We start from the raw sequence: 23,775 nt of genomic DNA, 5'->3' as shown, positions 1-23,775 counted from the left end.
ACAGATTTGCCGGTCGCCCTGAGCCTGTCGAAGGGCCGTTCTTCTTCCCGAGCGGAGGAAAAGAACGGTGCTTCGACAAGCTCAGCACGACCGGATTTTGCTACCCCAGAATATGCATCCACACCGGCTCGCCGGCCAGGCTCGGCGAGCCGCGTAGTTTCTCCAGCGCCTGCGCCACCGCGCGCTCCGGTCCTTCGTGGGTGACGATCGCGACGATCACGCTGCCGTCGGCCATCGCGCCGCGCTGCATCAGGCTTTCGATCGAGACGCCGGCATCGCGCATCGCCGCGGCGATCTCGGCCAGCACGCCCACCTTGTCCGCCACGGTGAAGCGCAGATAGGCGCGGCCGCGGCGATCGCCGGTGTCCGCGCGCGGATCGTCGGCAAGGCTCGCCGCGGGCATCGCGAAGGCCGGGCCGAACTCGCCCCGCGCGATGTCGATCAGGTCGGCGACCACCGCGCTCGCGGTCGGCCCGTCGCCGGCGCCGGCGCCCTCGAAGAACAGCCGGCCGACGAAATTGCCTTCCGCCACCACCGCGTTCAACGAGCCCGTCACATGCGCCAGCGGGTGATCGAGCGGCACCAGGTGGGGATGCACCCGCTGGAACAGCCCGTTCGCGCCCGCCTCGGCAATGCCGACCAGCCGGATGCGATAGCCCAGCGATGCCGCTTCGGCGATGTCGGCGGCGATCACGTGGCGCACGCCATGCACCGCGACCTGATCGAACGCCGGCCGCGTACCGAACGCGAGGCTGGCAAGGATCGACAATTTGTGCGCGGCATCCACCCCGTCGATGTCGAAGCTGGGATCGGCCTCGGCATAGCCCAGCGCCTGCGCTTGCCCAAGCACCTCGGCAAAATCGCGCCCCTCGCTCTCCATCTTGGAGAGGATGAAGTTGCACGTCCCGTTGAGCACGCCATAGACGCGCGCGATCTCGTTCGCCGCGGCGCCCTCGCGCAGGCCCTTGATGACCGGGATGCCGCCCGCCACCGCGGCTTCGAACTTGAGCGGCACGCTCGCCGCCTCCGCCGCTTCCGCGAGTTCGAGGCCATGATGCGCGATCATCGCCTTGTTGGCGGTGACGAAGCCCTTGCCGTTCTTCAGCGTCTCGCGCGCCAGCGCCACCGCTGGCCCGTCCGATCCGCCGATCAGCTCGACGACGATATCGGCGCGATCATGCTCGGCCAGCGCGACCGGATCGTCGACCCAGTCGAACCCCGAAATGTCGACCCCGCGGTCCTTGGCGCGATCGCGCGCCGACACCGCGACAACCTCGATCCTGCGCCCCGCGCGCCGGGTAATCAGCGGCCCGTTCGCTTCGAGCAGACGAATGACGCCGGCGCCGACGGTGCCGAGGCCGGCGAGGGCGATGCGGAGCGGTTGCGTGTCAGCCATGACGGCCGCGCGTAGCGTTGCGTGGGCGCGCCGTCCAGCTTTGCGATTATTTCTTGATCAGCCCGATCTCGACCAGCCGCTCGTGGAGATAATCGTGCGCGGTGATCGGCGCCGGATAGCGGTTCGGATTGGCGTCCGAGATGCAGCCCGGCAACGTCTCGATCAGGAAGTCGGGCGCGGGATGCAGGAAGAACGGCATCGAGTAACGCGAATGCCCGCGCCGCTCGGGCGGCGGATTGACGACGCGGTGGGTGGTCGAGGGCAGCACGTGATTGGTCAGCCGCTGCAGCATGTCGCCGACATTGACCACCATCGCGCCTTCGGGCGGCTTGATCGCCAGCCAGCGCCCGTCCTTGTCGAGCAGTTCCAGCCCCGCTTCCTCGGCGCCGAGCAGCAGCGTGATGAGGTTGATATCCTCATGCGCGCCGGCACGCACGCCCTCGGCATCGGCAGGAATCGGCGGATAATGCAGCAGCCGCAGCACCGAATTGCCGTCAGTCACCGCGCGGTCGAACCAGTTCGGCTCGAGCTTCAGATAGCGCGCGATCGCCGAGAGCAATTTGTCGCCCGCGGTATCGAATGCCGCGAACAATTCGAGGAAGGTCTCGCGAAATCCCTCGGGTCGCGATGGCCACACGTTGGGCGCCATGTCGTCGGCATATTTGTGGCCCTGCGGCAGCTCGCGCCCGACATGCCAGAATTCCTTCAAATCGACGACGCTGGCACCCTTGGCGATCTCGGTCTTGAACGGCGTGTAGCCGCGCGCGCCGCCGCCGCCCGGCTGGTGATAGCCGCGCTTCTCCTCCTCGGGCAGCTTGAACAAGTCCTCGGTCTGCCGCCACGCGCGATCGATCAGCCCCTGATCAATGCCGTGATCGGCGACGATCGCGAACCCGAACCGTTGGAAAGACCCGCCGAACGCGGCGGCAAAGCCTTCGGGATCGGTTGCCTGCTGCTTCAACGACAGCGTGGGAACCTCGGCGGCAGGGGTATCGAGCATGGCGAATCCAATCGGGAACACGAATTACGGAAACCACCAATATAGCCGCGGGCGAGGGAGCGCAGCAAGCAGCCAGGCGACCGCGCATACCGTCACCGGCGAACTTGTTTCAGGGTCCATGGACCGACATCCGTCACGAACCCTACAGGCGTTTCTCCATGGATGCTGAACCACGTTCAGCATGACGCCTGCCTTGCAACGACGCGGCCGCTCAGCTGACGGTAATCATCCCCTTGGCGTGCCCGTCGCCGTCGGGCTGCAGGTCCAGCCTGAACGGCTTGTCCTCGTCGGTCGTGCCCGCCAGCCCGCTCCCTTCGGCGTGCAGCGTGAACCCCGCGCCACCCAGCTTGGTCTGGAAATAATCGCGCACGGTCGCCGGATCGGCGGGGCTGTCGAACGCGATGTGGACGGTGCCGTTGTCGTGATCGGCATCGATGTTCATCCCCGTCACCTTCGAACCGGGATAGAGGTGAACACCGTTGAACTCGACGTCGTCGCCGTCGAGATGCAGCTTGGGCAGGTTGATCTTGCCCGAAAAGCCGGGAAGGTTGAGCGCGACCTGCCCCGCCTGGCCATTGTCGGCCAGCGCCATCGCGCCGTTGCCATCACTCTCGTTGAGCGTGATCGTCGTCCCTTCCTTGTTGTCGCACCCGCCGAGCGCCAGCGCGGCGAGCGTCAGTCCGAGCATCATCGGGCGCATCAGGTCGACCTTTCGTGTATTGACCAAACAACACACTATGCCGGCGCCGGTTTCCGGTCAAGCCGCCCCGCGCTGTCGAGCGGTGACAATCGCGGCGCTTTGCGGCATGGCGCCGGGTGATGACCGCACCCGCCCGCCAGCCTGCCGACGCCCCGCCGCTCGCCTTCGCCGAGTTCGTGCCGCTGATCGCGGCGCTGATGGCGCTGGGCTCGCTCGGCATCGATTCGATGCTGCCGGCGCTGCCCGCGATCGGCGCCAGCCTCGGCGTCGTTTCCGAAAACGAGCGCCAGCTGATCGTCACCGCCTTCCTGATCGGCATGGGGTTGGGCCAGTTGATCCACGGGCCGCTTGCCGATCGCTACGGGCGGCGGCCGGTGATGCTTGGTGCGCTCGCGGTCTATTTCGCCTCGAACGTCGCGGCATCGCTTGCCGGCAGTTTCGAGCTGATGCTCGCCGCGCGCGTGATCGGCGGCATCTCCGTGGCCGCCACGCGCGTGGTGACGATCGCGCTGGTCCGCGATTGCTTCACCGGGCGCGCCATGGCCCGGGTGATGAGCCTCGCCTTCATCGTCTTCATGATCATGCCGGTGCTGGCGCCGACCTTCGGCCAGACGATCCTGCTGTTCGGCAAGTGGCGCCTGATCTTCGGCATGACCGCGCTCGGCACCGCGATCGTAACCTTGTGGTTCGGGTTGCGAATGCCGGAGACGCTGCATCCGGACGACAAGCGCCCGCTCGCGCCGGCGCGCCTGGCGCGCGGCTTCATGCAGACGCTCGGCGATCGCTGGTCGCTTGGCTACACATTGGCCTCGGCGGCGCTGCTCGGCGCGCTTTACGGCTATATCAATTCGATCCAGCAGATCATGTTCGATACCTTTCACCGGCCGGGGCTGCTGGTGATCGTCTTCGCCATCACCGCGGCGACGATGGCGCTGACCAATTTCGTCAATTCGCGCCTGGTGATGCGGCTCGGCACGCGGGTCATCTCGCACTCGGCGCTGCTCACCCAGATCGCGCTGTCGGGCGTCCACCTCGTCATTGCCGCGACCGGGCACGAGACGCTCGCCATCTTCGTCGTGCTCCAGGCGCTGACGATGGGCTGTTTCGGCCTTGCCACCTCGAACTTCTCGGCGATGGCGATGGAGAATATGGGCCATATCGCCGGCACCGCGTCGAGCGTGCAGGGGTTCATCGGCATCACCATCGGCGCGGTGATCGGCGCGGCGGTCGGCCAGGCGTTCGCCGGCACGACGGTGCCGCTCTATATCGGCTTCTTCGGCGCCGGGCTGGTCGCGCTCGGCGTGATCCTGATCACCGAGCATGGCCGGCTGTTCCGCGGCCATATGGCGGCGTAGCGCGGCGGCATGTCTGCCACGATTTGTCGCACCGCGTGGGAACCCGTATTGACCTGTCGCCGTTCGATTGTGCGAATGGCCGCATGATGCGGTGAGGAGACGAACGATGGGCGGTTATCAGGTTCCCGGTCACGGTTCCGGCGACGACGGCTATGACGAGGATGGCTATGACGAGAGCCAGCGCGCCGAAATTCTCGAAACCACGCGGCAAGGCCCCGGCGACGGCACGATCCAGACCGATCTCGATCCCGATCTCGAGGAGGATGACGACGAGGACGAACTCGACGATCTCGAGATGACCGACGACGATTACGGCGAGGAAGAGGACGATTCCCGCGAATCCGAAGAGGATATGGACGAAGACGACATTCAGGACGAATTCGACGATGGCTCGATAGACGATGACGAGCTCGACGATGAGGATGACGACGCGCTCAACCCATGATCCGTCCGATTCGCCTCCCTCTCATTGCCGCCCCGCTCGTGCTCGCGCTGGGCGGGTGCGGCAGTGCGCCCAGGGCCGCCGACGGCAACAGCAGCCGGTTCGACATCAACGGCGCCGCCGAGCTGGCGCAGGGCGACATCGATACCTATGCCTCGAACGCGCTGCAGACCCCCGGCGAGGCGGCGACCACCGCGCCGCCGCCCGCGCCGGTGCCGTCTCCCAGTCCCTCACCCGCGCCGCTCCAGCCGCCCGGCCCCGGCGAGCCCGGCGGCCTGCCCGATGATGGCACGCCGGTTTCCGAAGCGCCGTTCACGCCAGGCAGCGCGCAGGGCGCCGCCAATGTCGTCCAGACCTATTTCGCGCTGATCGAGGCGGGCAAATACCATCAGGCCTGGGCCTTGTGGGCCGATGACGGCAAGGCATCGGGCATGAGCGCCGATGCCTTTGCTGGCAGCTTCGCCAAATATGCCGAATATCACGCCAATATCGGCGCTCCCGGCCGGATCGACGCCGGCGCGGGCCAGCGCTACGTGACGGTGCCGGTGCAGGCCTATGGTCGTCTCGAGGACGGCGGCCGCCCGTTCAACCTGCGCGGCGACATCACGCTCCACCGCACCGCGGACATCGACGGCGCGACCGCGGCTGACAAGACGTGGCACATCACCGCCAGCAACCTCAAGCCGCGCCCGGCCGATACGGATGGCAACGCGGGTAGCCCGCCGCCGCTCGAGCCGATCGACAGCGGCCCCGGCGACGACGTGCCGGCCACCGCTTCGGCCGATTATCGCTGCGCCGACGGCACCGCTTTCCACATCGCCTTCGACAACCGCGCCAACACCGGCACGGTCAGCGTCGCCGGCAAGCAGCTCGTCGTGCTCGAGGCGCAGCGCGCCGGCTCGGGCATCTGGTATGCCGCCGGCGGCTACACCCTGCGCGGCAAGGGCGACGAAGCCGATTTCACCGCCCCCGGCAAACCCGCCACCCACTGCACCGCGAACTGACCTCCCGCGCGTTTCAGCGTGCGTGAGGTCGCGCAAAAAGAAACGCTCCGACCGGGAGGTCGGAGCGCCAGTGGGGAGGGGCCTCGAAAGATCAGAAATTATAGCGGATGCCGAACCGGTACATCCGGCCGATCGTGTCATAGAGCGACGGGTTGATGTCGACGCCGGTATTGGTCTGGGGTGATGGCGTCGGATCGCGGTTGAACAAATTGTCGACCTTGAAGAAGGCGCTGACCTTGGGCGTGATATTATACGATCCCGATACGTCGAAATAAAAGGCGCCGGCCATGTGGTTATAGTCGATCGTCGGGTTGAGATCGGTCGAAACCGGGCAGGAGCCGGGGTCGCAGACGATATATTGATGGCCGAACACGCCGTCCGAAATCCAGCGTTGCTGCAGCGTCAGGCTGTAGCGATCGGTCTGCCAGGTCTCGACGGCAAGCAGCTTCCAGTCGGGCGTCGCGCTCGAATTGACGCCCGCCTGCTGGATCGGAATCGCGCCAGGCAAACCCGTATTGGTGATGAAGTTGCGCACGTTGGTCGCGAGCGTGCGCAGCGTCAGGCTGCCCGAGCTGTTGAACGGATGCCGGAGTTGATAGCTCGCCTCGATATCGAAGCCGTCAGTGAAGATCGAGGCGAGGTTGAACGGCTGAACGGTGACGTAATTATGCGTGTTGGTCGGATCGTCGAGATAGAAGGTGCCGCACAGCTGCGTCACGCCCTGATGGCAGTAATTGACCTGATCCTGCGCCGATAGCGCCGAGATCGCGTGGTTGAGCTTGATCCGGTAATAATCGAACGAGATGCTGAACCCCGGCAGCCATTGGGGATGGGACAGCACGATGCCGGCTTCGGTGTTGCGCGCGATCTCCGGCTTGAGGTTGGGGTTGCCGACGGTGTTCTGCATGATGTTCACCGACGTGTTGTTGAACGGATCGGTGAAATTGGGGACGTTGACCGAGATCGGCGCGGCGTAGAGCTCGGATAGGTTGGGCGCGCGGATATCTCGGGAGGTGACCGCGCGCAGGCGGACGCCGTCGATCGGCGTGTCCCAGGTGCCGCCGACCTTCCACGTATAGACCGTGCCGGAGGTGCTGTAGTGCGTCGCGCGGCCCGCGACGTTCAAATTGGCGCTGCCGAGCGACGTGTGATCGAGCAGGGGCACGTTCAGCTCGAGGAAGCTCTCCAGCACGTGATAGCTGCCATGGCCGCTATGGTAATTGCCGGCATACCAGTTGTTGCCCGCCTCGCTCAGGATCGGATCGGCGGGATAGGCATCGGTATAGTCGCTCGCGTCGCTGACGCCGTTGCCATAGGGATCGCCGGTGACGCGATAATATTCGCGGCGATATTCAAGCCCGGTGGCGATCGACACCGGGCCTGCCCATAGCGAGAAGGGCGCGCCCGACAGGTTGGCGCTGACCACGTCTTCGGTCTGGCGCGTATGCTGGAACGGACCGTTGTTCGGCTCGATATAGGAAAGCGCGGCGGCCGACGGCGCGTCGCCGCCGATGATGTTGATCGGCTGGCAGCCATTGGCGCGCGCCACCGGATCGGCGCAGACGATCGCGCCATTGAGTTCGATCGCCTGGATCGCCTGGTTGTAGCGCGGCGTCAGCGTGATGTTGTCGACATTGATGTCGCTGATGTTCTCGCCATGCTCGTAATAGACGTCGTAATGCCAATCGCCGCCCAGCCCGTGCAACGTGCCGTCGGCGCCGCCGACGAAGCGATATTGCTTGCGTGAGGTGTTGACCTTGATGTTGGGCAGGATCGCGTTGCTGACGCCGTATTTGAAACTGGTGATCCCCGCGTCGGCGCATTGCTGCTGGATCGCATCGGGAACGAACGGGTTATCGCACTGGAGCGTCAGCCCGGCCTTGGCCGCGCCGGGATTGGGCTGATTGGCCGTTTGGACGCGCGCGATGTTGACGGTCGCGTAGATCTCATTGTCGGGATCGAGGTCGAAGCCGGCGCGCGTATAGCCGTTCCAGCGCTTGATCGACGATTGCAGCGATGTGCCGATGCCGACATTGCCGGAAAGGTCGCCGCCGACGCAGAAGCCGGTGTAGCAGCCGTTGACCTTGCCCGAATCGTCTTTGGCCGGCGTGCCGTTCGAGCCGTAGTTGAACTGGAAGGGATTGCCGTTGGCATCGAACGCGATGCCCTGCAGCGGGCCGGCGGTGATCAGGCCATATTTGGTATATTGATAGGCTTGCGCGTGATCGCGGTAGAGGAATTGCGGCGATCCATCGTCGCGAATGCCCCGGTTGATCAGCGTTGACGTGCGATACCAGTCGCGGCCGCTGGGCGCTTCCTCGCCGAAGCCGCCGGCGGGAACGCCGTTTTCATGATCATATTCACCGCTCACTTCGACGTGCAGCCGGTCGTTGAGGAAGGCTTTGCCGGCCGCGGCCTGGATCGTGTACTGGCCGTTGTCGCCATAATCGCTGATGCCGCCCTGGACGTTGGCCTTGAAGCCTTCGAAATGCTTGTCGGTGATGAAGTTGACGACGCCGCCGACGGCATCCGAGCCATAGGAAGCCGACGCGCCCCCGGTCACCACGTCGACGCGCTGGATCAGGAGCTGCGGGAAAAGGCTGATATCGGGCACGCCGGTGACGTTGGCGCCGACCACGCGCTGGCCGTCGAGCAACGTCAGTGTGCGGATCGTGCCAAGGCCGCGCAGCGAGAAGGAGCTGAGCCCCTGCTGGCCGCTCGACGTGCTGTTGGTGCCGGTGGTGACGCCGGTCGAGCCCGCCAGCGAGGGCAACTGCGCGATCGTGGTGAAGACGTTCGGTTCGCCGTTCTTTGCCAGATCATCGGCGCTAACGATCTGCGTGGGGGTGGGCGCGCGGAACCCCGAGGTGGTGATGCGCGAGCCGGTGACGACGATGTCCGATGATGCCGGTGGCGTGCTCGCGTCGCTGGTCTGCGCAGGCGCAGGCGCAGGCGGCGCGTTGGTCTGTGCGAACGCCGGCGCCGCAAGTGCCACGGTGAGCAATGCGGTGGCACCGGCCATCAGGCGACGGCGCGCCGAACGGGACAGGGCCGATTGGGTGTCGAACATGGTCATGGAACCTCCCCTTCTTTTTCGAATGGCAATCGGCGCCGGCATCAGACGGTCACCGCGTAGAGCGCGTGGTGCGTAAGGATGAACAAGGTGCGGTGGTCGGCGCCGCCGAAGATGAGTTGCAGCGGGCGCTCGGGCACGTCGATCTGGCCGAGCGGCGTGCCGTCGGGCGCGTAGGCGAACACCTGGCCGTTGGCGACGAAGACATGGCCGTCGGGGCCGACCGCCACGCTCTCGCCGCCGCGATTGGCGAACGGCTTCAAATCGGTCAGGCTGCCGCCGGCGCCGACCAGCGCGCTATAGGTCTTGTCCTCGGATTCGTTGCTGACGAACACGCGGCTGCCGATCTTCGTGTCGACGAAGCCATAAGTGTCGAGCGAATCGGACCAGCGCCAGCCGGTGTGATCGGCCGGGCCCTGCTGGAACACGCGGAAGGCTGGCAGCACCAGGCTGCCGTCGGGCGAGACATATTCCTGCCGCTTCGGATCGCCGACATCGGCGGCGAACATCTCGGCCAGCGTGGTGAACCGGCCGGCATCGGTGTCGAACTGGTCCTTGAACTCGCCATTGACCCACCAATTGCCCGGCAGCAGCACGGTCGCGCCGGAATGCGGCGCGGTCGCGGTCGGCTGGATCATCGTCAGCGCGCCGTCGCGATCGTCGGGCTTGAAGCTGTAGACGCTCGCTTGCGGCCCCAGCGACGACAGCACCATGATGTCGCCCGATTTGGCAACGCCGAGGTTGACCGGGTCGGTCGGCGTGTCGCGCACCACCTGCAGGCCGCCGGCGGCGTCCCAGCTGTAGATGCGCTGGAAGCGATGTTCGACGAAATAGAGCGTGCCGGCCGCATCCACCGCCGCGCCGGAGATCGAGAAGAAGCCGTCGTGCAGCTTCCGGACCTTCGCGTCGGCGGACAAGAAGGCAGGGCGTTCGGCCGCCGGCGGCGCAGGCGGATCGGCGGGCACATCAAGCCGGGCGAACTCGCGCTCGCGGACCTCAAGGCCGCTGGTTTCATCGAGCAGCGCATTCTCGAACGGGAACTTGCTGGCGCGCAGATAGGTGGCGCAGCCGTTGTCGTCGCAGGTGGCATAGCCACTCTCGGCATTCACATGGACGTTGCGGAAGTGGATGTCGCTCGAATTGTAGAGCTTCACCGCCATCTCGGCCGGGTGCCAGGTCCGGGTGACGCGATAGCCGTGGTAATTGGCCAGCAGGATGTTGCTCGAATCGCGCATCTCGAACGAGACGGCGTTCATGCCCTCGGCAACTTCCTGCTCCGTCTGTGGTGCCAGGAACTCCCAGTTGCGGACGTGATCGAGCACGAACTCGTTGCGCACGTGATGCTCGACCGACACTTCGTAGATATGGCCGGGCGTCGAGGTGTTGGAGATGTAGAAGCCGGCCTGCGCGAAGCTGTCGGGGCTCCACACGTCGGCAAAGGTGCCGCCGCCGCCGTCGGTTACCCAGATGCTGGGATATTGTGCATCGAGCCAGGTGTTGGCGATCGGATCGCCGCCGGGGCGTGCATACTCGCCCTGCGGCTTGCCGTCGGCCAGCGCGGTGCCGCCGCCGCCCATCATCTTGACGTCGTCGACCAGCGAGTCCGCGCCGGCCTTCCACATCAGCGCCATCGCGCGATGGTTGATCCGCCCGGCGAACAGGCCCAGCCCGGTGACGATATTGTGCCCGCCCTTGGGCGCCTCGATCACCGGGCGCGGCGCGCCGACGCCCTGAAAGCCGGGCAGGCGATCGGGGAAGTATAATTGCGTCAGATTGGGGTGCAGCCCGATCAGCACGGTGTCGGGCTTCAGGTGGATCGTGTCGGTGATGCGATAGAAGCCGGTCGGGAAATAGAGCACGCGGTGCGTATCGACTGCATGCTGGATCGCCGCAGTATCGTCGGTCGTGCTGTCGCCCTTCACGCCCAAAGTGCGGACGTTGATCCAGTCCGCCTGCGGCGGCCGCGCGCGGATCGCCGGTGCTGACGGGGCCGGCATGGCGGCGATCGCCTCGGCCTTCATCACCGTCTCGTAATGGCCGGTCCGGCCGAGGCCGGGCACAGTCATGCCATAGCCGAAATCGCTGACCTGATAGGTGTTTCCCTTGCCCGGCACCGTTCGCCCGCTGTCGCGAAAGCGGGCGAAGGTGGGCGTGTTGCTCGCCAGCGCATTCTGGAAGCCGATCTGGGTATAAGCGTTGTTCTCGTTGCTGATGACGACGCCGGCGGTCGAGATATTCTCGAACCGCACATCCTTGCCGAACATCCAGTCGCCGTAGCCCTTGTCGATATCGATCCCGACGGGCGTGTCGCGCATCGTCACGTTGACCAGCGTCAGCCCCGCCTCATGCTCGCGGATCGCGGCGTCGCGCTGGCCGTCGAAGCTCGAATCGATCAGCGTGAACTGCCAGGCGGGCGAGGTCTTCTCGGTGACGATGCCGTAGCGGCCGCCGTGGAAATGGACGTCCTCCATCTCGTTGCCGGCTTGATAGACACCAGCGAATCCCGAGCCGAGGCGGAAATCCATGTGTTTCAGAAAGGCGTGTTGAGCGACGTGGAAGCGGATCGCCGCGGCGGCGGGATTGCCGGCGCCGATCTCGACGTCGATATTGCTCATCGCCGAATAGAAAGTGGCGGAATTGGCGTCGCGCACCGGCTTGTCGCGCGGCACCACGGTCGGCACCGGCATCGGGATCTGCCCGACCTGATATTGGTCGCCGCCGGTGAAGATCACCATGTTGGAAACGCCGTGCTGGAAGCCGGGTGTGTTCGGCGCGAGCACCAGCACCGGTCGCGTCGCGCCGATGCCATAGAGGCGCATGCCTTGCGGCACCAGGATGCTGTGAGTGATGCGGTATCGGCCCGAGGGCAGCAAAACGATACCCTCACCGGTCTTGGCGTGGGCCCGATCGATCGCGGCCTGGATCGCGGCGGTGTCGTCGGTGCGGCCGTCGGCGGCGCCGTGAACCGTCACCGCGTTGGGATCGTCGGGCGCTTTGGTCATCATCGACACCGTTGCCGGTGCGGCGAGCGCCGGCAGCGGGGCAAAGGCAATCGCCATTCCAAGCCATTTTGACTGCCTCATCCGCACCTCTGCCCGATATTTTGTTCTGTCTCCCGGGCGTGCCGCCACCGCTCTGCCGTCATGACGGCGGCGGCATGCCCGGGATTGTGAGGAGGGATACCAATCGATGCGGGGCGACACAGCCACGACCAAGGTCGTAATAGGCAGGCGCGGTCAAAGCGTGGATATGCTGCCCGTGATACGCCGGATCGGCGCCACCGCGCCTGGTTTCCGGCATCCGGGACGAACGACAGGAAGGTAAAGATCAGTGCAGGATGCCGATGACGCGACCCGGGATTGGCCCAAAGCCATCGTCGTCATGGGGGTCAGCGGCAGCGGCAAATCGACGCTGGGCGGGATGCTCGCCGCCGAGCTGCATTGCCCCTTTCTGGAAGGGGACAGCTTTCATCCCGATGCCAACATCGCCAAGATGCGCGCCGGCGAACCGCTCGATGACGATGATCGCTGGCCCTGGCTCGATGCGCTGGGTGCCGCGGCGGGCAGGGCGGCGGCGGGTCGGGGGCGGGTGATCGTCGCTTGCTCGGCGCTCAAGCACAGCTATCGCGACCGGCTCGCCGCCGCGATCGATGCGCCGGCATTGTTCGTGCTGCTCGAGGCGAGCGCGGCCGAGCTCGAACATCGCATGGCCAATCGGCCGGGTCATTACATGCCGCGGAGCCTGCTCGACAGCCAGCTCCAGACGCTCGAACGTCCCGGCAGCGACGAATGCGCGCTGGCGCTTGATGCCGAACGCCCGATCCGCGCGCTATGCGACGATATCTACGCCTTTATCGATCGGGTGAACGCTGGTGGGAACGGCGTCTCCTGACCTCGCGGAGGAGATTTCGCATGAACCGCTGTTCGCTGCTGGCCGTGCTCGCCATCGTTTCGGCCGTCCCCGCTTCGGCGCAGACGCCGCCACCCGAGCCGGTGCGCGAGGTGATCCACATCTGGCCCGAGGGAGCGTCCGGCGCCGAGGCGCGCAAGAGCGAGCCCGAACGGATCGTCAACAGCTACGTCCACAACGTCCAGAACCCGTCACTGACGGTGTTTCCCGCCGATCCGCGCCACGCCAACCATATCGGCATGATCGTCATTCCCGGCGGCGGGCACCAGTTCCTCGTCTGGCAGAACGAAGGCGTCGGCCCGGCCAAGGCGCTCAATCGTTATGGCATCACCGCCTTCGTGCTCAAATATCGCCTCGCGCGGGAGCCGGGCTCGACCTACACGATAGAAGGCGACGCCGCTGCCGACGCGCGCCGCGCGGTGCGCTGGGTTCGCGCTCATGCCGCGCGTTACCATGTCGATCCGCACCGCATCGGCATGATGGGCTTTTCCGCCGGCGGCGAGTTGGTGACGCTGGTCGCCGATAATCCCGCGCCGCCGCGGCGTGCCGATAGCGATGCCGTCGACAGCGTGAGTGGCCGGCCCGATTTCCAGGTGCTGGTCTATCCCGGCCCGCTCGGCATCCCGGCTAAGGCCGCCGCCGGGGCGCCGCCCGCTTTCATCACGGCCGGCACGCTCGATCCCTGTTGTGCCATGCCGGCGATGACTCTCTACAAGCAGCTCCGCGACGCGCATGTCTCGGCCGAGTTGCATTTGTGGGCGGATATCGGCCACGGCTTCAACATCGCGGCGCATTCCGAACGGTTGTCGATCGCGCATTGGCCCGATCGCCTGGCTGATTGGCTGAGCGACGAGGGCCTGCTGACGCCCGGCGATGCCGACGCGGCGGCGCCGGTTCCCTGACTCCCCGTCATTGCGAGCGGAGCGAAGCAATCCAGAGTACGCTCGTAACGCTGGGTCGCTTCGTCCCCCCGATCAAGTCCGTGGTCCTCGGCAACGACGGGTGAGGCTATGGCTGCACCGCATAAAGCGAATGGTGGGTCAGGATGAACAGGGTGTTCTTGTCCTTGCCGCCGAAGATGAGCTGCAGCGGGCGTTCGGGCACGTCGATCTCGCCGGCCGCGGTGCCATCCGGGTGATAGACGAACACTTGTCCGTTGGCGACATAGACGCGGCCGTCCGGACCGGCGACGACGCTCTCGCCGCCCCGGTCGGCAAACCGCTTCGGGTCGGTGACGGCGCCATTCGCGCCGACCAGCCCGGTGTAGGTCACGTCCTGCGAATCGTTGCTCAGATAAACGCGGCTGCCCGGCATGGCCGGCACGATGCTGTAAGCGTCGAGCGTGTCGGAAAAGCGCAGGCCGAGGTGGTTGGGCGGCCCCAGGCTGATGGTGCGGAACGCGGGCAGAACCAGGCTGCCGTCGGGCGATAGATATTCTTCGGCCTTGGGCGCGGCGGCGTAATCGCGGAACATCTCGCCCAGCGTGGTGAATTGATAGCTATCGGGGTCGAGCTGGTCCTTGAACTCGCCGTTCACCCACCAATTGCCCGGCAGCAGCGTATCGGCGCCGGGATGGCCGGCCGCCGGTTGCGGCTCGATCACGCTCAGGTCGGTCGCAGGCGCGTCCGGCCTGAAGCTGTAGACGGTGCCGTTCTTGCCGGCCGATGACAGCACCAGCAGGTCGCCCGCCTTGTCCATCGCCAGATTGACGGGATCGAGCGTGTCGTCGCGCACCAGCTTGAGGCCCTTGTCGGTCGACCAGCTCCAGATCCGCTGGAAGTGATTGTCGACGAAATAGAGCGTGCCGTCCGGCCCCACCGTTGCGCCGGACGCTGACCAGAAGTCGCCGGCCAGCTTGGTCGGCTGCGGGCCGGATGCCGGCGGCGTTGCCGGATCGGCGGGAACGTCGAGCCGCGCAAATTCGCGCTCACGCACCTCCAGGCCGTGGGTGATGTCGTGGATCGCGTTCGAATAGGGGAATTTGCTCAGCCGCAGGAAGGTCGTGCAGCCATTGTCGTCGCACAGGCCGATCCCGCTCTCCGAATTGACGTGGACGTTGCGGAACCGGATGTCGGCGACATTCTCCAGCTCGACGGCCGCGCGCACCGGCTTAACCGTGCGCGTCACGCGATAGCCGTGGTAATTGGCGACGAGGATGTCGTGCGAGTTGCGGATCGACAGCGACACCGTGTTGCGCCCTTCGCCACCCTCCTCCTCCGTCTGGGGGGCGAGAAGCTCCCAATTGGCGACGTGATCGAGCTCGATCTCGGTGCGGACGTGATGCTCGTTGGACAATTCGTAGATATGCCCCGGCGTATCGGTGTACGACACGCGGAAGCCCGATTTGGCGTAGGTGTCGGGGCTCCAGATGCCCGCGAACGTGCCGCCGCCGCCATCCGTCACCCAGATGCTGGCATATTGCGCGCCCCAGCGCTTGCGCGGATCGGCGTCGCCGGTGTGGGTGGCGTTATAGGGATCGAAGCGCGTGCCGTCGTAGAGATAGGTGCCATGGCCGCCCTGGATCTTGACGTCGTCGACCAGTGAATTTGCGCCCGCCTTCCACAGCAACGCCGTGGCGCGGTCGTTGATCCCGCTGGTGTAGAGCCCCAGCCCCGAGACGATGTTGTCGCCGCCCCTGGGCGCCTCGACCAGCGCCTTGGGCGCGCCGACGCCCTGATAACCGGGCGTGCCGTCGGGCAGAACGATCTGCGTCAGGCTGGGGTGGAGGCCGATCAGCACAGTGTCGGGCCGGAGCTTCAGCGTGTCGCTGACATGGTAGAAACCGGCCGGGAAATAGAGCACGCGGTGGGTGTCGATCGCGTGCTGGATCGCGGCGGTGTCGTCGGTCTTGTCGTCGCCGACAATGCCGAGGTCGCGGACGTTGACCCATTCGGAAACCGGCGGCAGCGGCCGGATCGCCGGCGGCGCGGCGGCGGGCATCGCGCCGATCGCCTCGGCCTTCATCACCGTCTCGTAATGGCCGGTTCGGCCGAGGCCGGGCACCGTCATGCCATAGCCGAAATCGCTGACCCGATAGGTGTTTCCCTTGCCCGGCACCGTTCGCCCGCTGTCGCGGAAGCGCGCGAAGGTCGGCGTGTTGCTGGCCAGCGCGTTCTCGAAATTGACCTGCGTATAGGCGGTGCCCTCATTGCTGATGACGACGCCGGCCCGCGCGATATTCTCGAACCGCACGTTCTTGCCGAACAGCCAGTCGCCATAGCCCTTGTCGATGTCGATCCCGACGGGCGTGTCGCGCATGGTGACGTTGACCAGTGTCAGCCCCGCCTCATGCTCGCGGATCGCGGCGTCGCGCTGGCCGTCGAAGCTCGAATCGATCAGCGTGAACTGCCAGGCAGGCGAGGGCTTTTCGGTCAGGATGCCGTAGCGGCCGCCGTGGAAGTGCAGATCCTTCATGATGTTGCCGACCTGGTAGATGCCGGCCAGCCCCGAGCCGAGATCGAAGTCGATATGGCTGAGATAGGCATGCTGCGCGGCGTGGAAGCGCACGCCGATCGCAGCCGGATTGCCCTTGCCGATCGCGAAATCGACGTTGCTCATCGCCGAATAGAAGGTGCCGGGATTGGCGTCGGCGATGGCCGCGTTGGCGGGCACGCTGTCGGGCGGCGGAAAGGGGACATGGGCGCTGCTGTCGGGCCCGTTGCCGGCGAAGATCACCATCGTCGCGACGCCCTTCTGGAAGCCGGGCGTGTTGTCCGCGAGTACGAATACGGGGCGGGTCTTGCCGATGCCGAACAACCGCACCCCGGGGCGCATGTAGAGCGTGTGCGTCAGGCGGTAGCGGCCGGCGGGCAGGAAGACGATCCCGCCGCCGCCCTGGCCATAGGCACTGTCGATCGCCGCTTGCAGCGCGGCGGTGTCGTCGGTGATCCCGTCCCCGGCCGCGCGAACGGTGATGGCGCGGGCGTCTTGCGGTGCGGTGGCGAATACCGAATGCGACGGCGCGGCGAGCGCCGTGGTCGACAGGAGCAATGCCGCGCCGAGCGCCACGCCGCGAGCCCCGCGCCTGATCGGATGCCGCACTTTCATATCGCTCCCCATCTCGGTCTTTCGTGATCTCGCGCGACTATAGATGCGGCCCGCCGGCGGACCACCCGCGACCAAGGTCGTAGGTGCTAGGGCATCAGCCGCTTGCGGCCCTGCGACAGGTGCCAGCGCATCGCCAACGCGGCGCCGTCGGGATCCTGCGCGTGGATCGCCTCGACGATCATTTCATGTTCGGCGAGCATTGCCGCGATCGCCTCGGGCGGGCGCGATCGCGAGATATCCACGCCAGCGCGCATGATGCGGTCGATATCGGCGAACATGCAGTCGAAGGTCGAAACGAATGCCGGGTTGGCGGTGGCGAGCGCTATGGCGCGATGCAACGCCATGTCCTCGCGGTGCGCCGGCCCCGTCTCGAGCAGCGCCTTGCGCAGGTCGGCCATCGCCTGCTCGATCATGTCCAGCTGGTGGCTCGATCGGCGCATCGCCGCCAGCCGCGCCGCTTCCGCCTCGACCACGAAGCGCACTTCGTAGCTGCCCATTGTGGTCGACAGTTCGTCCATCGGCAAATGCGCGCCGAGCCGTTCCGACGGGCGGCGTTTGACGAACGATCCGGCGCCACGCCGCGCCTCGGTAATGCCGTCGGCGGCAAGCCGCACCAAAGCCTCGCGAACCACGGTGCGCGACATGCCGAAATCGGCCGCCAGCTTGCCTTCGGCCGGCAACCGGTCCCCGGCAACGAGCCGGTGCGCATTGATCAGTTCGACGATGTTCGAATAAGCGCGATCGGCCAGGCGTCCCTCGTTCATCGGTCTTCCCCTCGCCCCGTGCGGTCAGAACAGCCCGCTGCCGATCAATACACAAATCAGCCCGACCACGGAAACCACGGTCTCCAGCACAGACCAGGTCCGGAAGGTGCCGGCGGTCGACGTGCCGACATAGCTTTTGACCAGCCAGAAGCCGGGATCATTGACGTGGCTGAAGAACACCGAGCCGCAGCCGATCGCCAGCACCATCCATTCGGGCGAGGCCCCTGTCGCGGTGAGCACCCCGGTCATGATGCCCGCGGTGGTGATCGTCGCAACGGTTGCCGAACCGGTCGCCAGCCGGATCGCTACCGCGACCAGCCAGGCAAGCAGGATCGGGGACAGGTCGCCTTGCGCGGCGAGGCGCCCCAGCAGGTCCGAAAGGCCGGCGGTGACGAGCACCTGCTTCAACGCGCCGCCGGCGCCGATTGCCAGCAGGATTGCACCGGCAGGCCGCAGCGTATCGTCCCAGATCGCGTCCTGCACGGCTGCTTCGGTCAGCCGCCGGCCGAACAGCAGCGCCAGCGCGGCGAGGTTGGTGACGAGCAACGCCAGCACGGGATTGGACAGGGTGCCCAGCCAGGCGAGGCGCGCCGCCACGTCCGGCGGCATCACCGCCTGTATCTGGCCGGCAGCGATCAATACCACCGGCATCAATACGATCGTCAGTGCGATCGCGTTGGCCGGTGCGGTGGCAACGATCTCGCGCGTGTCGGCCATCGGCGGCTCGAGCGTCACGCCGCGCGCGGTAAAGCGGGAGAGCACCGGCCCGGCGAGGATCGCGGTGGGAATGGCGACGATCACGCCATAGACGATCGTCCTGCCAAGGTCGGCGTGAAGCGCATGGACCGCGATCAGCGGGCCGGGATGCGGCGGCACCAGCGCGTGGATCACCGACAGGCCGGCAAGCGCCGGCAGCATCAGCCGCAGCCGCGCATAATCGCCGTCGCGCTCGCCCGCCATGCTCGCCGCCGCGGCGGCGACGATCGGCAGCAGCAGCACCAGGCCGGTTTCGAAAAACAGTGGCAGCCCGATCACCAGCGCCACCACCAGGCTGGCCCAGGGCGCTCCCTTGGCGCCGGCCATGCGCAGCCCCGTGCGGGCGAGGTTTTCCGCCGCTCCGGACAGTTGCAGCATCGCGCCCAGCGACAGGCCCAGCGCGACGATCAGCCCGGTGCCGCCGAGGATATCGCCCGCCCCCTTTTCCACCGCCGCGGCCGTCGCACCGGGCGAAACCCCGGCGCACAAGCCGACGGCGAAGGCGCCGCACAGCAATGCGATGAAGGGATGCAGCCGCGCCTTGACGATCAGCACGATCGACAGGCCGATGCCGAATATCGCCGCGGCGATCAGTTGCAGGTCGGCGCCAGTCATCGCCGTGCTCCCCGCATTGCCTGCGCGTTGATCGTTGCCAATATCATCGACACCCCTCCCATGCTTGTCCGTTCTTCACGACGGCCGCGATTTCCATTTCTGTAGGACAGGTATGGAAAAAAGGCGATAGGAAATTGGGGAGTTGACGGACAGATCAACCGATATATACAAAACCTGTCTAACTGATTTGGCAAAATCGCCGGTCGGTTGGAGGCGTAGGGGTAGGGACGCGGCTAACGTCCCGCCCCGATAGGGAGGAGAACGATGGGCGCACCCGCGAGGCAATTCGACGCTATCGAAGCAACTGGCGCGACCAGGCTGACGCCGACCCAGCTCAAGGTTTTGCAGGGCGTTCGGTCGGGTCGCCTCAACAAGCAGATCGCGCACGATCTCGGCATCGCCGAGGCCACCGTCAAAGCGCATATGACGGCGCTCATGCGTAAGCTCAACGTGCGCAATCGCACGCAAGTTGCCGTTGTCGCCCAGGCGCTTGGCTATGGTGCCGACGCAGAACTCCGCCAGCCGCGCATTGTCCGTCTTGAGTCGCTTCAATAGATTGTCGGGCAAACACCACTATGGAAAGGCGGTGCCGCCCGGCCGCCTTCAGCCGCCGCCGACGAATTTCGCCAGCACCTTCATGTCCTGATCGCTGACCGCGGTGCCGGTGGCGTCGGTCGGGCGCGCCTCGGGCTGATGCGCATCGGCTTTTGCGGCCGGGGGCGCGGGCGGTGCGGTCGCTTCGGCGACATCGTACGCCGTCCAGATAACGCCGCCGGCCCAGATCAGCGCCGACCAGCGGCTGCGGAAGATCTTGCTCATGCCCATCGCGGGCAAAATAATGGCGGCGAAGGGTTAGCATGCCCTTCGCCGCCATGGTTAAAGGAGTCTTTTTCTAGGGATGCGCCGCCGGCCCGGCAGCGCCGGGCCGACAATCCCTATCAACGGCAGGTCAGCCTGCCGCGGTCGATCTCGCGGCCGAGCAGGCCACCCGCAGCCCCGCCGAGCAGCGTCGCGGCCAGCCGCGAATCGCCGTAACCGAGCGAGTTGCCGAGGATGCCGCCGAGCGCGGCGCCGACGATAAGCCCGGTCGTGCCATCCGACCGGCGGCAATAATAGCGCCCGTTCGATCCGCGATAGATGCGGGTGTAGCGCGTTACGCGGACCGGCCGGTAATGCCGCCCGGTCACATAATAGCGGTCGGCATAATAATGCCGATAGCCGGGCGGGTGACGGTTCCAGTCGTACCGGTGCCAGTCGCCGCGCGGCGGGCCGTGACGATAGTGGTGGCCGCGATCATGGCCGTGGCCACGGTCGTGGCGGCCGCGGTCGTGGTGGCCGTGCCAGCTTTGGGCAAGCGCCGGCGTCACCGGCATGGCCAGCGACGCGGCGGCGGCGGCAAGGATTAGGTTTCGCATTGGTCGAACCTCCTTCGAATTCATGAACCATCAACGAGCGGATTGTACGTGCCGTTGCATGAACTCGAAACTACGCCGCGTTCATCTTGAAATGCCGCCTTATTCAGGCGCTTGTGCCGAAGTAAGCCCGTAATCCTCCACCATCGGCCCGACGTCCGGGTCCTTGCCGTAGAAGGCGCGGAACATCGTGCCGTAATCCTCGGTATGGCCTTTCGACAGGATCATGTCGCGGAAGCGCTGGCCGTTCTCGCGGGTCAGCCCGCCATGTTGTTCGAACCAGGCGAAGGCGTCGTCGTCGAGCATCTGGGTCCACAGATAGGCGTAATAGCCGGCGGCATAGCCGTTCGCCCAAATGTGCAGGAAATAGCTGGTGCGATAACGCGGCGGCACGTGCGCGATGTCCAGCCTCATCTTGGCGAGCGCCTGGTTTTCGAAATTGTCGCAATTCTGCTTGCCGGCGCTCGCCGGCAGCGTGTGCCAGTCCATGTCGAGCATCGCCGCCGCGAGCAGCTCGCCGAGATTGTAGCCCGAATTGAACTTGGCCGCCTTCTTGATCTTGTCGACCAGCGCCTGGGGGATCGGCGCGCCGGTCTTGTAGTTCTTCGCGTAATGCGCGAGCACCTGCGGGTCGAGCGCCCAATGCTCGTTGAACTGCGAGGGGAATTCCACCCAGTCGCGCGCGGTGTTGGTGCCGGAGACCGAGGGGTAGGTCTGGTTGGCAAACAGGCCGTGCAGCGCATGGCCGAATTCGTGGAACATCGTCGTCACGTCGTCGAAGCTGATCAGCGCGGGCTGGCCCGGCGCCGGCTTGGTGAAATTGGCGACATTGTAGATCACGGGCTTGGTGCCGAGCAGCTTCGACTGGCCGACGAAATTGCTCATCCACGCGCCGCCCGACTTGTTGTCGCGCTTCCAGTAATCGAAATACATCAGCCCCAGTTCGGAGCCGTCCTTGTCATAGACGGTGTAGACCATCACGTCGGGCTGATAGACCGGCAGGTCGGTGCGCTTCTTGAAGGTGACGCCGTACAGCTGGTGCGCGGCGTAGAACACGCCGTCCTCCAGCACATGGTGGATCTCGAAATACGGCTTCACCTCGTTATCGTCGAGGTCGTATCTGGCCTTGCGCACCTGGTCCGAATAGAAGTCCCAGTCCCACGGCTTGAGCTGGAAGCCGCCGCCCTGGCTGTCGATCAGCTGCTGGATGTCGCCCGCCTCGCGCTTCTCTTCGGCCGCGGTCGCCGGCACCAGCGCCTGCATGAACTTGATCGCCGTGTCGGGCGTCTTGGCCATCTGGTCGTAGAGCTTGTAGGCGGCGAAATTGGGATAGCCGAGCAGATCGGCCTTCTGCGCGCGCAGCTGCGCCAGCGTCTCGACGATCGCGCGGGTATCGTCGGCATCGCCCTTCTCGGCACGCGTCCAGCTGTTGTTGAACAGCGCCTCGCGGGTCGCCCGGTCGGTCAGCGAGGCGAGCGCGGGCTGCTGCGTGGTGTTCTGCAGCGGCAGCACCCACTTGCCCGGCATCCCGCGCCCTTTCGCCGCATCCGCGGCCGCGGCGATCTCGCCGTCGGACAGCCCGGCGAGCTTGGCCTTGTCGTCAACCACCAGCGCGCCATCCTTGGCGGCCTTCAGCAATTTCTGCTGGAACGAGGTCTCCAGCGTCGAGATATCGGTGTTGAGCGTCCTGAGCTTCGCCTTGTCGGCATCGGACAGGTTGGCGCCGGCATGGACGAACTTCTGGTAATAGATCGTCAGCACCTGGGCCTGCTCGGGCGTCAGCTTCAGCGTGTCGCGCTTCTCGTAGAGCGCCTTCACTCGCGCGAACAGCTTGGGGTCGAGGTAGATCGCGTCGTCATGCTGCGACAGCTTGGGCGCCTCGGCGGTCTGCACCGCGTCGAGCGTCGGGTTGGTGTTGGCCTGCACCACCGCGAAGAACACCTGCTCGACGCGATCGAGCATTCGCCCCGATTTTTCCATCGCGGCGATCGTGTTGTCGAATGTCGGCGCCGCCGGATTGGACGCGATCTTCTTCATCTCGTCGAGCTGGATCGCCATCCCGCGTTCGAGCGCGGGCTGATAGTCGCTGTCCTTGATCTGGTCGAAACGCGGCGCCTGGAACGGCAGCGTGCTGGGCTTGGCGAACGGATTGGCCCGCGTCGGCGTGCCGGTCTGGGGGGCTGCGGCGGCACAGCAGGCGAGGGCGGTGGCACCGAGCAGCAGGGATTTGATGATCATGGAAGAAGCGACCTTTTCGCGAGAAACCTCAATCGGATTCCCGCATCGTCGCAGGCGAGCTGGTTTCGATCAAGCCTCGCCGTCGAGCACCGGCGGAATCCCGCGCGGCATCGTCTTCCACACCAGCGCCATACTCGCCAGCAGCACCGGAATGCACAGCACGCTGCCCTCCGGCCCGGTCGTCCCGCCCGACATCAGCGCGTGGCCCGCTGGCGCGGTGACCAGCAGGTGCCCGGTCGAGACCAGGCCCGAATCCGCGACGCCATAGAAATAGCTCTGCGCCCAGTCCCACGCCGCGTGAAAGCCGAACGCCCACCACAAGGATCCCGTCCACCACAGCGAAAAGACGAACACGAAGCCGGCCAGGCTGACCTGGAAGATGCCGAGCGGCGTCTCGCCGCCATTGCCGGTATGCACATAGGCGAACAGGATCACCGAAAACACGATCGCCGCCACCCAGAAGCCGATCGCCGGCGCCTTGGGCGTGTCATGCCCCAGCCACCGCGCGATCCCCGCCACGCCGCGCGCCAGCGTGAAGTGCAGATAGCCGCGAAACGCGAATTCCTCGAACAGGCCGACGAGGACGAACGCCGCCAGCCACGCGATCCCGTAGCTCAGGATCGCGCTGCCGCCGAGCGCCAGCCCGCCGAAAGTGATCGATCCGGTCGCCGCCAATAGCCCGATCAGGATCGACAGCATCACGAAGCCCGAGGCCAACCCCTTGCCGAACGCCGCCAGCCGGTTGCCGCCGCCGAGATTGTAGCGAACCAGCCGCCGCCGCTCGATCAACGACATGATGAGGGCGGGAATGCCCACCGCCAGCAGCGACAGCACCTCCTGCAGGATCGTGCCTTGCGGCGTCATTCCGGCGCCGAGCTGCAACGCCGCAGGCGCCAGCGTGCGCAGGCCGACCACCATCGCGATCGCCGCCAGCAGCACGAGCGCGAAGAACAGTACCAGGCTCCACCCGGCGCGCAGGCCGTCGTCACCGATGAAGATCCAAACGAAGCGCGAGCGCGTCGCGGGAACCGTGTCGTTCATTTGGGAGGCCCTTTTCTCGGCGA

Annotated in this window: 18 protein-coding genes; 6 read left to right on the top strand and 12 right to left on the bottom strand. The window is 66.0% G+C overall.

Annotation, left to right across the window (positions count from 1 at the left end; translation table 11 throughout):
* Positions 1 to 100: 100 nt before the first annotated feature.
* The 3 genes from K7G81_RS08000 to K7G81_RS07990 form a co-directional block, all read right to left on the bottom strand.
* The gene (locus K7G81_RS08000) at positions 101 to 1,396 is read right to left on the bottom strand and encodes a homoserine dehydrogenase (RefSeq protein ID WP_223030256.1); all 1,296 of its coding nucleotides are present in this window, start codon (positions 1,394 to 1,396) and stop codon (positions 101 to 103) included.
* Positions 1,397 to 1,442: 46 nt separating this feature from the next.
* Complete coding sequence (locus tag K7G81_RS07995; RefSeq protein ID WP_223030255.1) at positions 1,443 to 2,396, bottom strand: isopenicillin N synthase family dioxygenase; 954 nt, start codon at positions 2,394 to 2,396, stop codon at positions 1,443 to 1,445.
* 211 nt (positions 2,397 to 2,607) lie between these two features.
* Positions 2,608 to 3,096: a hypothetical protein gene (locus tag K7G81_RS07990; protein ID WP_223030254.1), complete on the bottom strand. Its 489-nt coding sequence runs from the start codon at positions 3,094 to 3,096 to the stop codon at positions 2,608 to 2,610.
* Positions 3,097 to 3,215: 119 nt separating this feature from the next.
* Between K7G81_RS07990 and K7G81_RS07985 the strand changes: the two genes are divergently transcribed.
* The 3 genes from K7G81_RS07985 (at position 3,216) to K7G81_RS07975 (ending at position 5,897) form a co-directional block, all read left to right on the top strand.
* Positions 3,216 to 4,451 (top strand): multidrug effflux MFS transporter, encoded by a 1,236-nt coding sequence (locus tag K7G81_RS07985; RefSeq protein WP_223030253.1) that lies wholly within the window; start codon positions 3,216 to 3,218, stop codon positions 4,449 to 4,451.
* Between the two features lie 106 nt (positions 4,452 to 4,557).
* Positions 4,558 to 4,896: a DNA primase gene (locus tag K7G81_RS07980; protein WP_223030252.1), complete on the top strand. Its 339-nt coding sequence runs from the start codon at positions 4,558 to 4,560 to the stop codon at positions 4,894 to 4,896.
* Positions 4,893 to 5,897, top strand: a complete 1,005-nt coding sequence (locus tag K7G81_RS07975; protein ID WP_223030251.1) for an MliC family protein — start codon at positions 4,893 to 4,895, stop codon at positions 5,895 to 5,897. Before K7G81_RS07980 ends, K7G81_RS07975 begins: the two co-directional genes overlap by 4 nt.
* Positions 5,898 to 5,988: 91 nt before the next feature.
* On the opposite strand, the gene K7G81_RS07970 is transcribed toward K7G81_RS07975, so the two are convergent.
* Positions 5,989 to 8,967, bottom strand: coding sequence for a TonB-dependent receptor domain-containing protein (locus K7G81_RS07970; protein ID WP_223030678.1), 2,979 nt, complete (start codon positions 8,965 to 8,967; stop codon positions 5,989 to 5,991).
* Between the two features lie 47 nt (positions 8,968 to 9,014).
* A complete protein-coding gene (locus K7G81_RS07965) occupies positions 9,015 to 12,029 on the bottom strand; it encodes a glycosyl hydrolase family 28-related protein (RefSeq protein ID WP_439649536.1) in 3,015 nt (1,004 codons plus the stop codon).
* Between the two features lie 271 nt (positions 12,030 to 12,300).
* On the opposite strand from K7G81_RS07965, the gene K7G81_RS07960 reads away from it, so the two are divergent.
* Positions 12,301 to 12,861 (top strand): gluconokinase, encoded by a 561-nt coding sequence (locus K7G81_RS07960; protein WP_439649535.1) that lies wholly within the window; start codon positions 12,301 to 12,303, stop codon positions 12,859 to 12,861.
* Positions 12,862 to 12,881: 20 nt separating this feature from the next.
* Entirely contained in the window at positions 12,882 to 13,781 is a 900-nt protein-coding gene (locus tag K7G81_RS07955) for an alpha/beta hydrolase (RefSeq protein ID WP_223030249.1), read from the top strand.
* Positions 13,782 to 13,887: 106 nt separating this feature from the next.
* Here the strand turns inward: K7G81_RS07955 and K7G81_RS07950 are convergent, their stop codons facing one another.
* The 3 genes from K7G81_RS07950 to K7G81_RS07940 all read right to left on the bottom strand — a co-directional run bounded on the left by K7G81_RS07950 (position 13,888) and on the right by K7G81_RS07940 (position 19,061).
* Positions 13,888 to 16,926 (bottom strand): glycosyl hydrolase family 28-related protein, encoded by a 3,039-nt coding sequence (locus K7G81_RS07950; RefSeq protein ID WP_223030248.1) that lies wholly within the window; start codon positions 16,924 to 16,926, stop codon positions 13,888 to 13,890.
* Positions 16,927 to 17,012: 86 nt separating this feature from the next.
* On the bottom strand, positions 17,013 to 17,690 hold the full coding sequence (locus tag K7G81_RS07945) for a FadR/GntR family transcriptional regulator (RefSeq protein ID WP_223030247.1): 678 nt from the start codon (positions 17,688 to 17,690) through the stop codon (positions 17,013 to 17,015).
* 24 nt (positions 17,691 to 17,714) lie between these two features.
* On the bottom strand, positions 17,715 to 19,061 hold the full coding sequence (locus tag K7G81_RS07940) for a GntT/GntP/DsdX family permease (protein ID WP_223030246.1): 1,347 nt from the start codon (positions 19,059 to 19,061) through the stop codon (positions 17,715 to 17,717).
* A 264-nt stretch (positions 19,062 to 19,325) separates the two neighbouring features.
* Here K7G81_RS07940 and K7G81_RS07935 point away from each other — a divergent pair, with 264 nt between their 5' ends.
* Positions 19,326 to 19,616, top strand: a complete 291-nt coding sequence (locus K7G81_RS07935) for a response regulator transcription factor (protein WP_223030245.1) — start codon at positions 19,326 to 19,328, stop codon at positions 19,614 to 19,616.
* Positions 19,617 to 19,664: 48 nt separating this feature from the next.
* Here the strand turns inward: K7G81_RS07935 and K7G81_RS07930 are convergent, their stop codons facing one another.
* The 4 genes from K7G81_RS07930 to K7G81_RS07915 form a co-directional block, all read right to left on the bottom strand.
* Complete coding sequence (locus tag K7G81_RS07930; RefSeq protein ID WP_255586786.1) at positions 19,665 to 19,880, bottom strand: hypothetical protein; 216 nt, start codon at positions 19,878 to 19,880, stop codon at positions 19,665 to 19,667.
* A gap of 119 nt (positions 19,881 to 19,999) precedes the next feature.
* The gene (locus K7G81_RS07925; protein WP_223030243.1) at positions 20,000 to 20,476 is read right to left on the bottom strand and encodes a glycine zipper 2TM domain-containing protein; all 477 of its coding nucleotides are present in this window, start codon (positions 20,474 to 20,476) and stop codon (positions 20,000 to 20,002) included.
* A gap of 99 nt (positions 20,477 to 20,575) precedes the next feature.
* On the bottom strand, positions 20,576 to 22,711 hold the full coding sequence (gene dcp, locus K7G81_RS07920) for a peptidyl-dipeptidase Dcp (protein ID WP_223030242.1): 2,136 nt from the start codon (positions 22,709 to 22,711) through the stop codon (positions 20,576 to 20,578).
* Between the two features lie 69 nt (positions 22,712 to 22,780).
* Positions 22,781 to 23,752, bottom strand: coding sequence for a CPBP family intramembrane glutamic endopeptidase (locus K7G81_RS07915; RefSeq protein ID WP_223030241.1), 972 nt, complete (start codon positions 23,750 to 23,752; stop codon positions 22,781 to 22,783).
* Positions 23,753 to 23,775 lie beyond the last annotated feature (23 nt).

This window comes from Hephaestia mangrovi (assembly GCF_019880555.1).
GTDB classification, from domain to species: domain Bacteria; phylum Pseudomonadota; class Alphaproteobacteria; order Sphingomonadales; family Sphingomonadaceae; genus Sphingomonas; species Sphingomonas mangrovi.
The sequence above is the reverse complement of the archived record's forward strand: the minus strand, read 5'-3'. Positions and strand labels throughout refer to the sequence as shown.

What these genes read in the sequence shown, in the direction of transcription:
- K7G81_RS07915 (WP_223030241.1), bottom strand. Translation starts at nt 23,752, where the DNA reads ATGAACGACACGGTTCCCGCGACGCGCTCGCGCTTCGTTTGGATCTTC.
- K7G81_RS07990 (WP_223030254.1), bottom strand. Translation starts at nt 3,096, where the DNA reads ATGCGCCCGATGATGCTCGGACTGACGCTCGCCGCGCTGGCGCTCGGC.
- K7G81_RS07995 (WP_223030255.1), bottom strand. Translation starts at nt 2,396, where the DNA reads ATGCTCGATACCCCTGCCGCCGAGGTTCCCACGCTGTCGTTGAAGCAG.
- K7G81_RS07925 (WP_223030243.1), bottom strand. Translation starts at nt 20,476, where the DNA reads ATGCGAAACCTAATCCTTGCCGCCGCCGCCGCGTCGCTGGCCATGCCG.
- K7G81_RS07980 (WP_223030252.1), top strand. Translation starts at nt 4,558, where the DNA reads ATGGGCGGTTATCAGGTTCCCGGTCACGGTTCCGGCGACGACGGCTAT.
- K7G81_RS07945 (WP_223030247.1), bottom strand. Translation starts at nt 17,690, where the DNA reads ATGAACGAGGGACGCCTGGCCGATCGCGCTTATTCGAACATCGTCGAA.
- K7G81_RS07950 (WP_223030248.1), bottom strand. Translation starts at nt 16,926, where the DNA reads ATGAAAGTGCGGCATCCGATCAGGCGCGGGGCTCGCGGCGTGGCGCTC.
- K7G81_RS08000 (WP_223030256.1), bottom strand. Translation starts at nt 1,396, where the DNA reads ATGGCTGACACGCAACCGCTCCGCATCGCCCTCGCCGGCCTCGGCACC.
- K7G81_RS07955 (WP_223030249.1), top strand. Translation starts at nt 12,882, where the DNA reads ATGAACCGCTGTTCGCTGCTGGCCGTGCTCGCCATCGTTTCGGCCGTC.
- K7G81_RS07965 (WP_439649536.1), bottom strand. Translation starts at nt 12,029, where the DNA reads ATGGCGATTGCCTTTGCCCCGCTGCCGGCGCTCGCCGCACCGGCAACG.
- K7G81_RS07940 (WP_223030246.1), bottom strand. Translation starts at nt 19,061, where the DNA reads ATGACTGGCGCCGACCTGCAACTGATCGCCGCGGCGATATTCGGCATC.
- K7G81_RS07930 (WP_255586786.1), bottom strand. Translation starts at nt 19,880, where the DNA reads ATGAGCAAGATCTTCCGCAGCCGCTGGTCGGCGCTGATCTGGGCCGGC.
- dcp (WP_223030242.1), bottom strand. Translation starts at nt 22,711, where the DNA reads ATGATCATCAAATCCCTGCTGCTCGGTGCCACCGCCCTCGCCTGCTGT.
- K7G81_RS07970 (WP_223030678.1), bottom strand. Translation starts at nt 8,967, where the DNA reads ATGTTCGACACCCAATCGGCCCTGTCCCGTTCGGCGCGCCGTCGCCTG.
- K7G81_RS07985 (WP_223030253.1), top strand. Translation starts at nt 3,216, where the DNA reads ATGACCGCACCCGCCCGCCAGCCTGCCGACGCCCCGCCGCTCGCCTTC.
- K7G81_RS07935 (WP_223030245.1), top strand. Translation starts at nt 19,326, where the DNA reads ATGGGCGCACCCGCGAGGCAATTCGACGCTATCGAAGCAACTGGCGCG.
- K7G81_RS07975 (WP_223030251.1), top strand. Translation starts at nt 4,893, where the DNA reads ATGATCCGTCCGATTCGCCTCCCTCTCATTGCCGCCCCGCTCGTGCTC.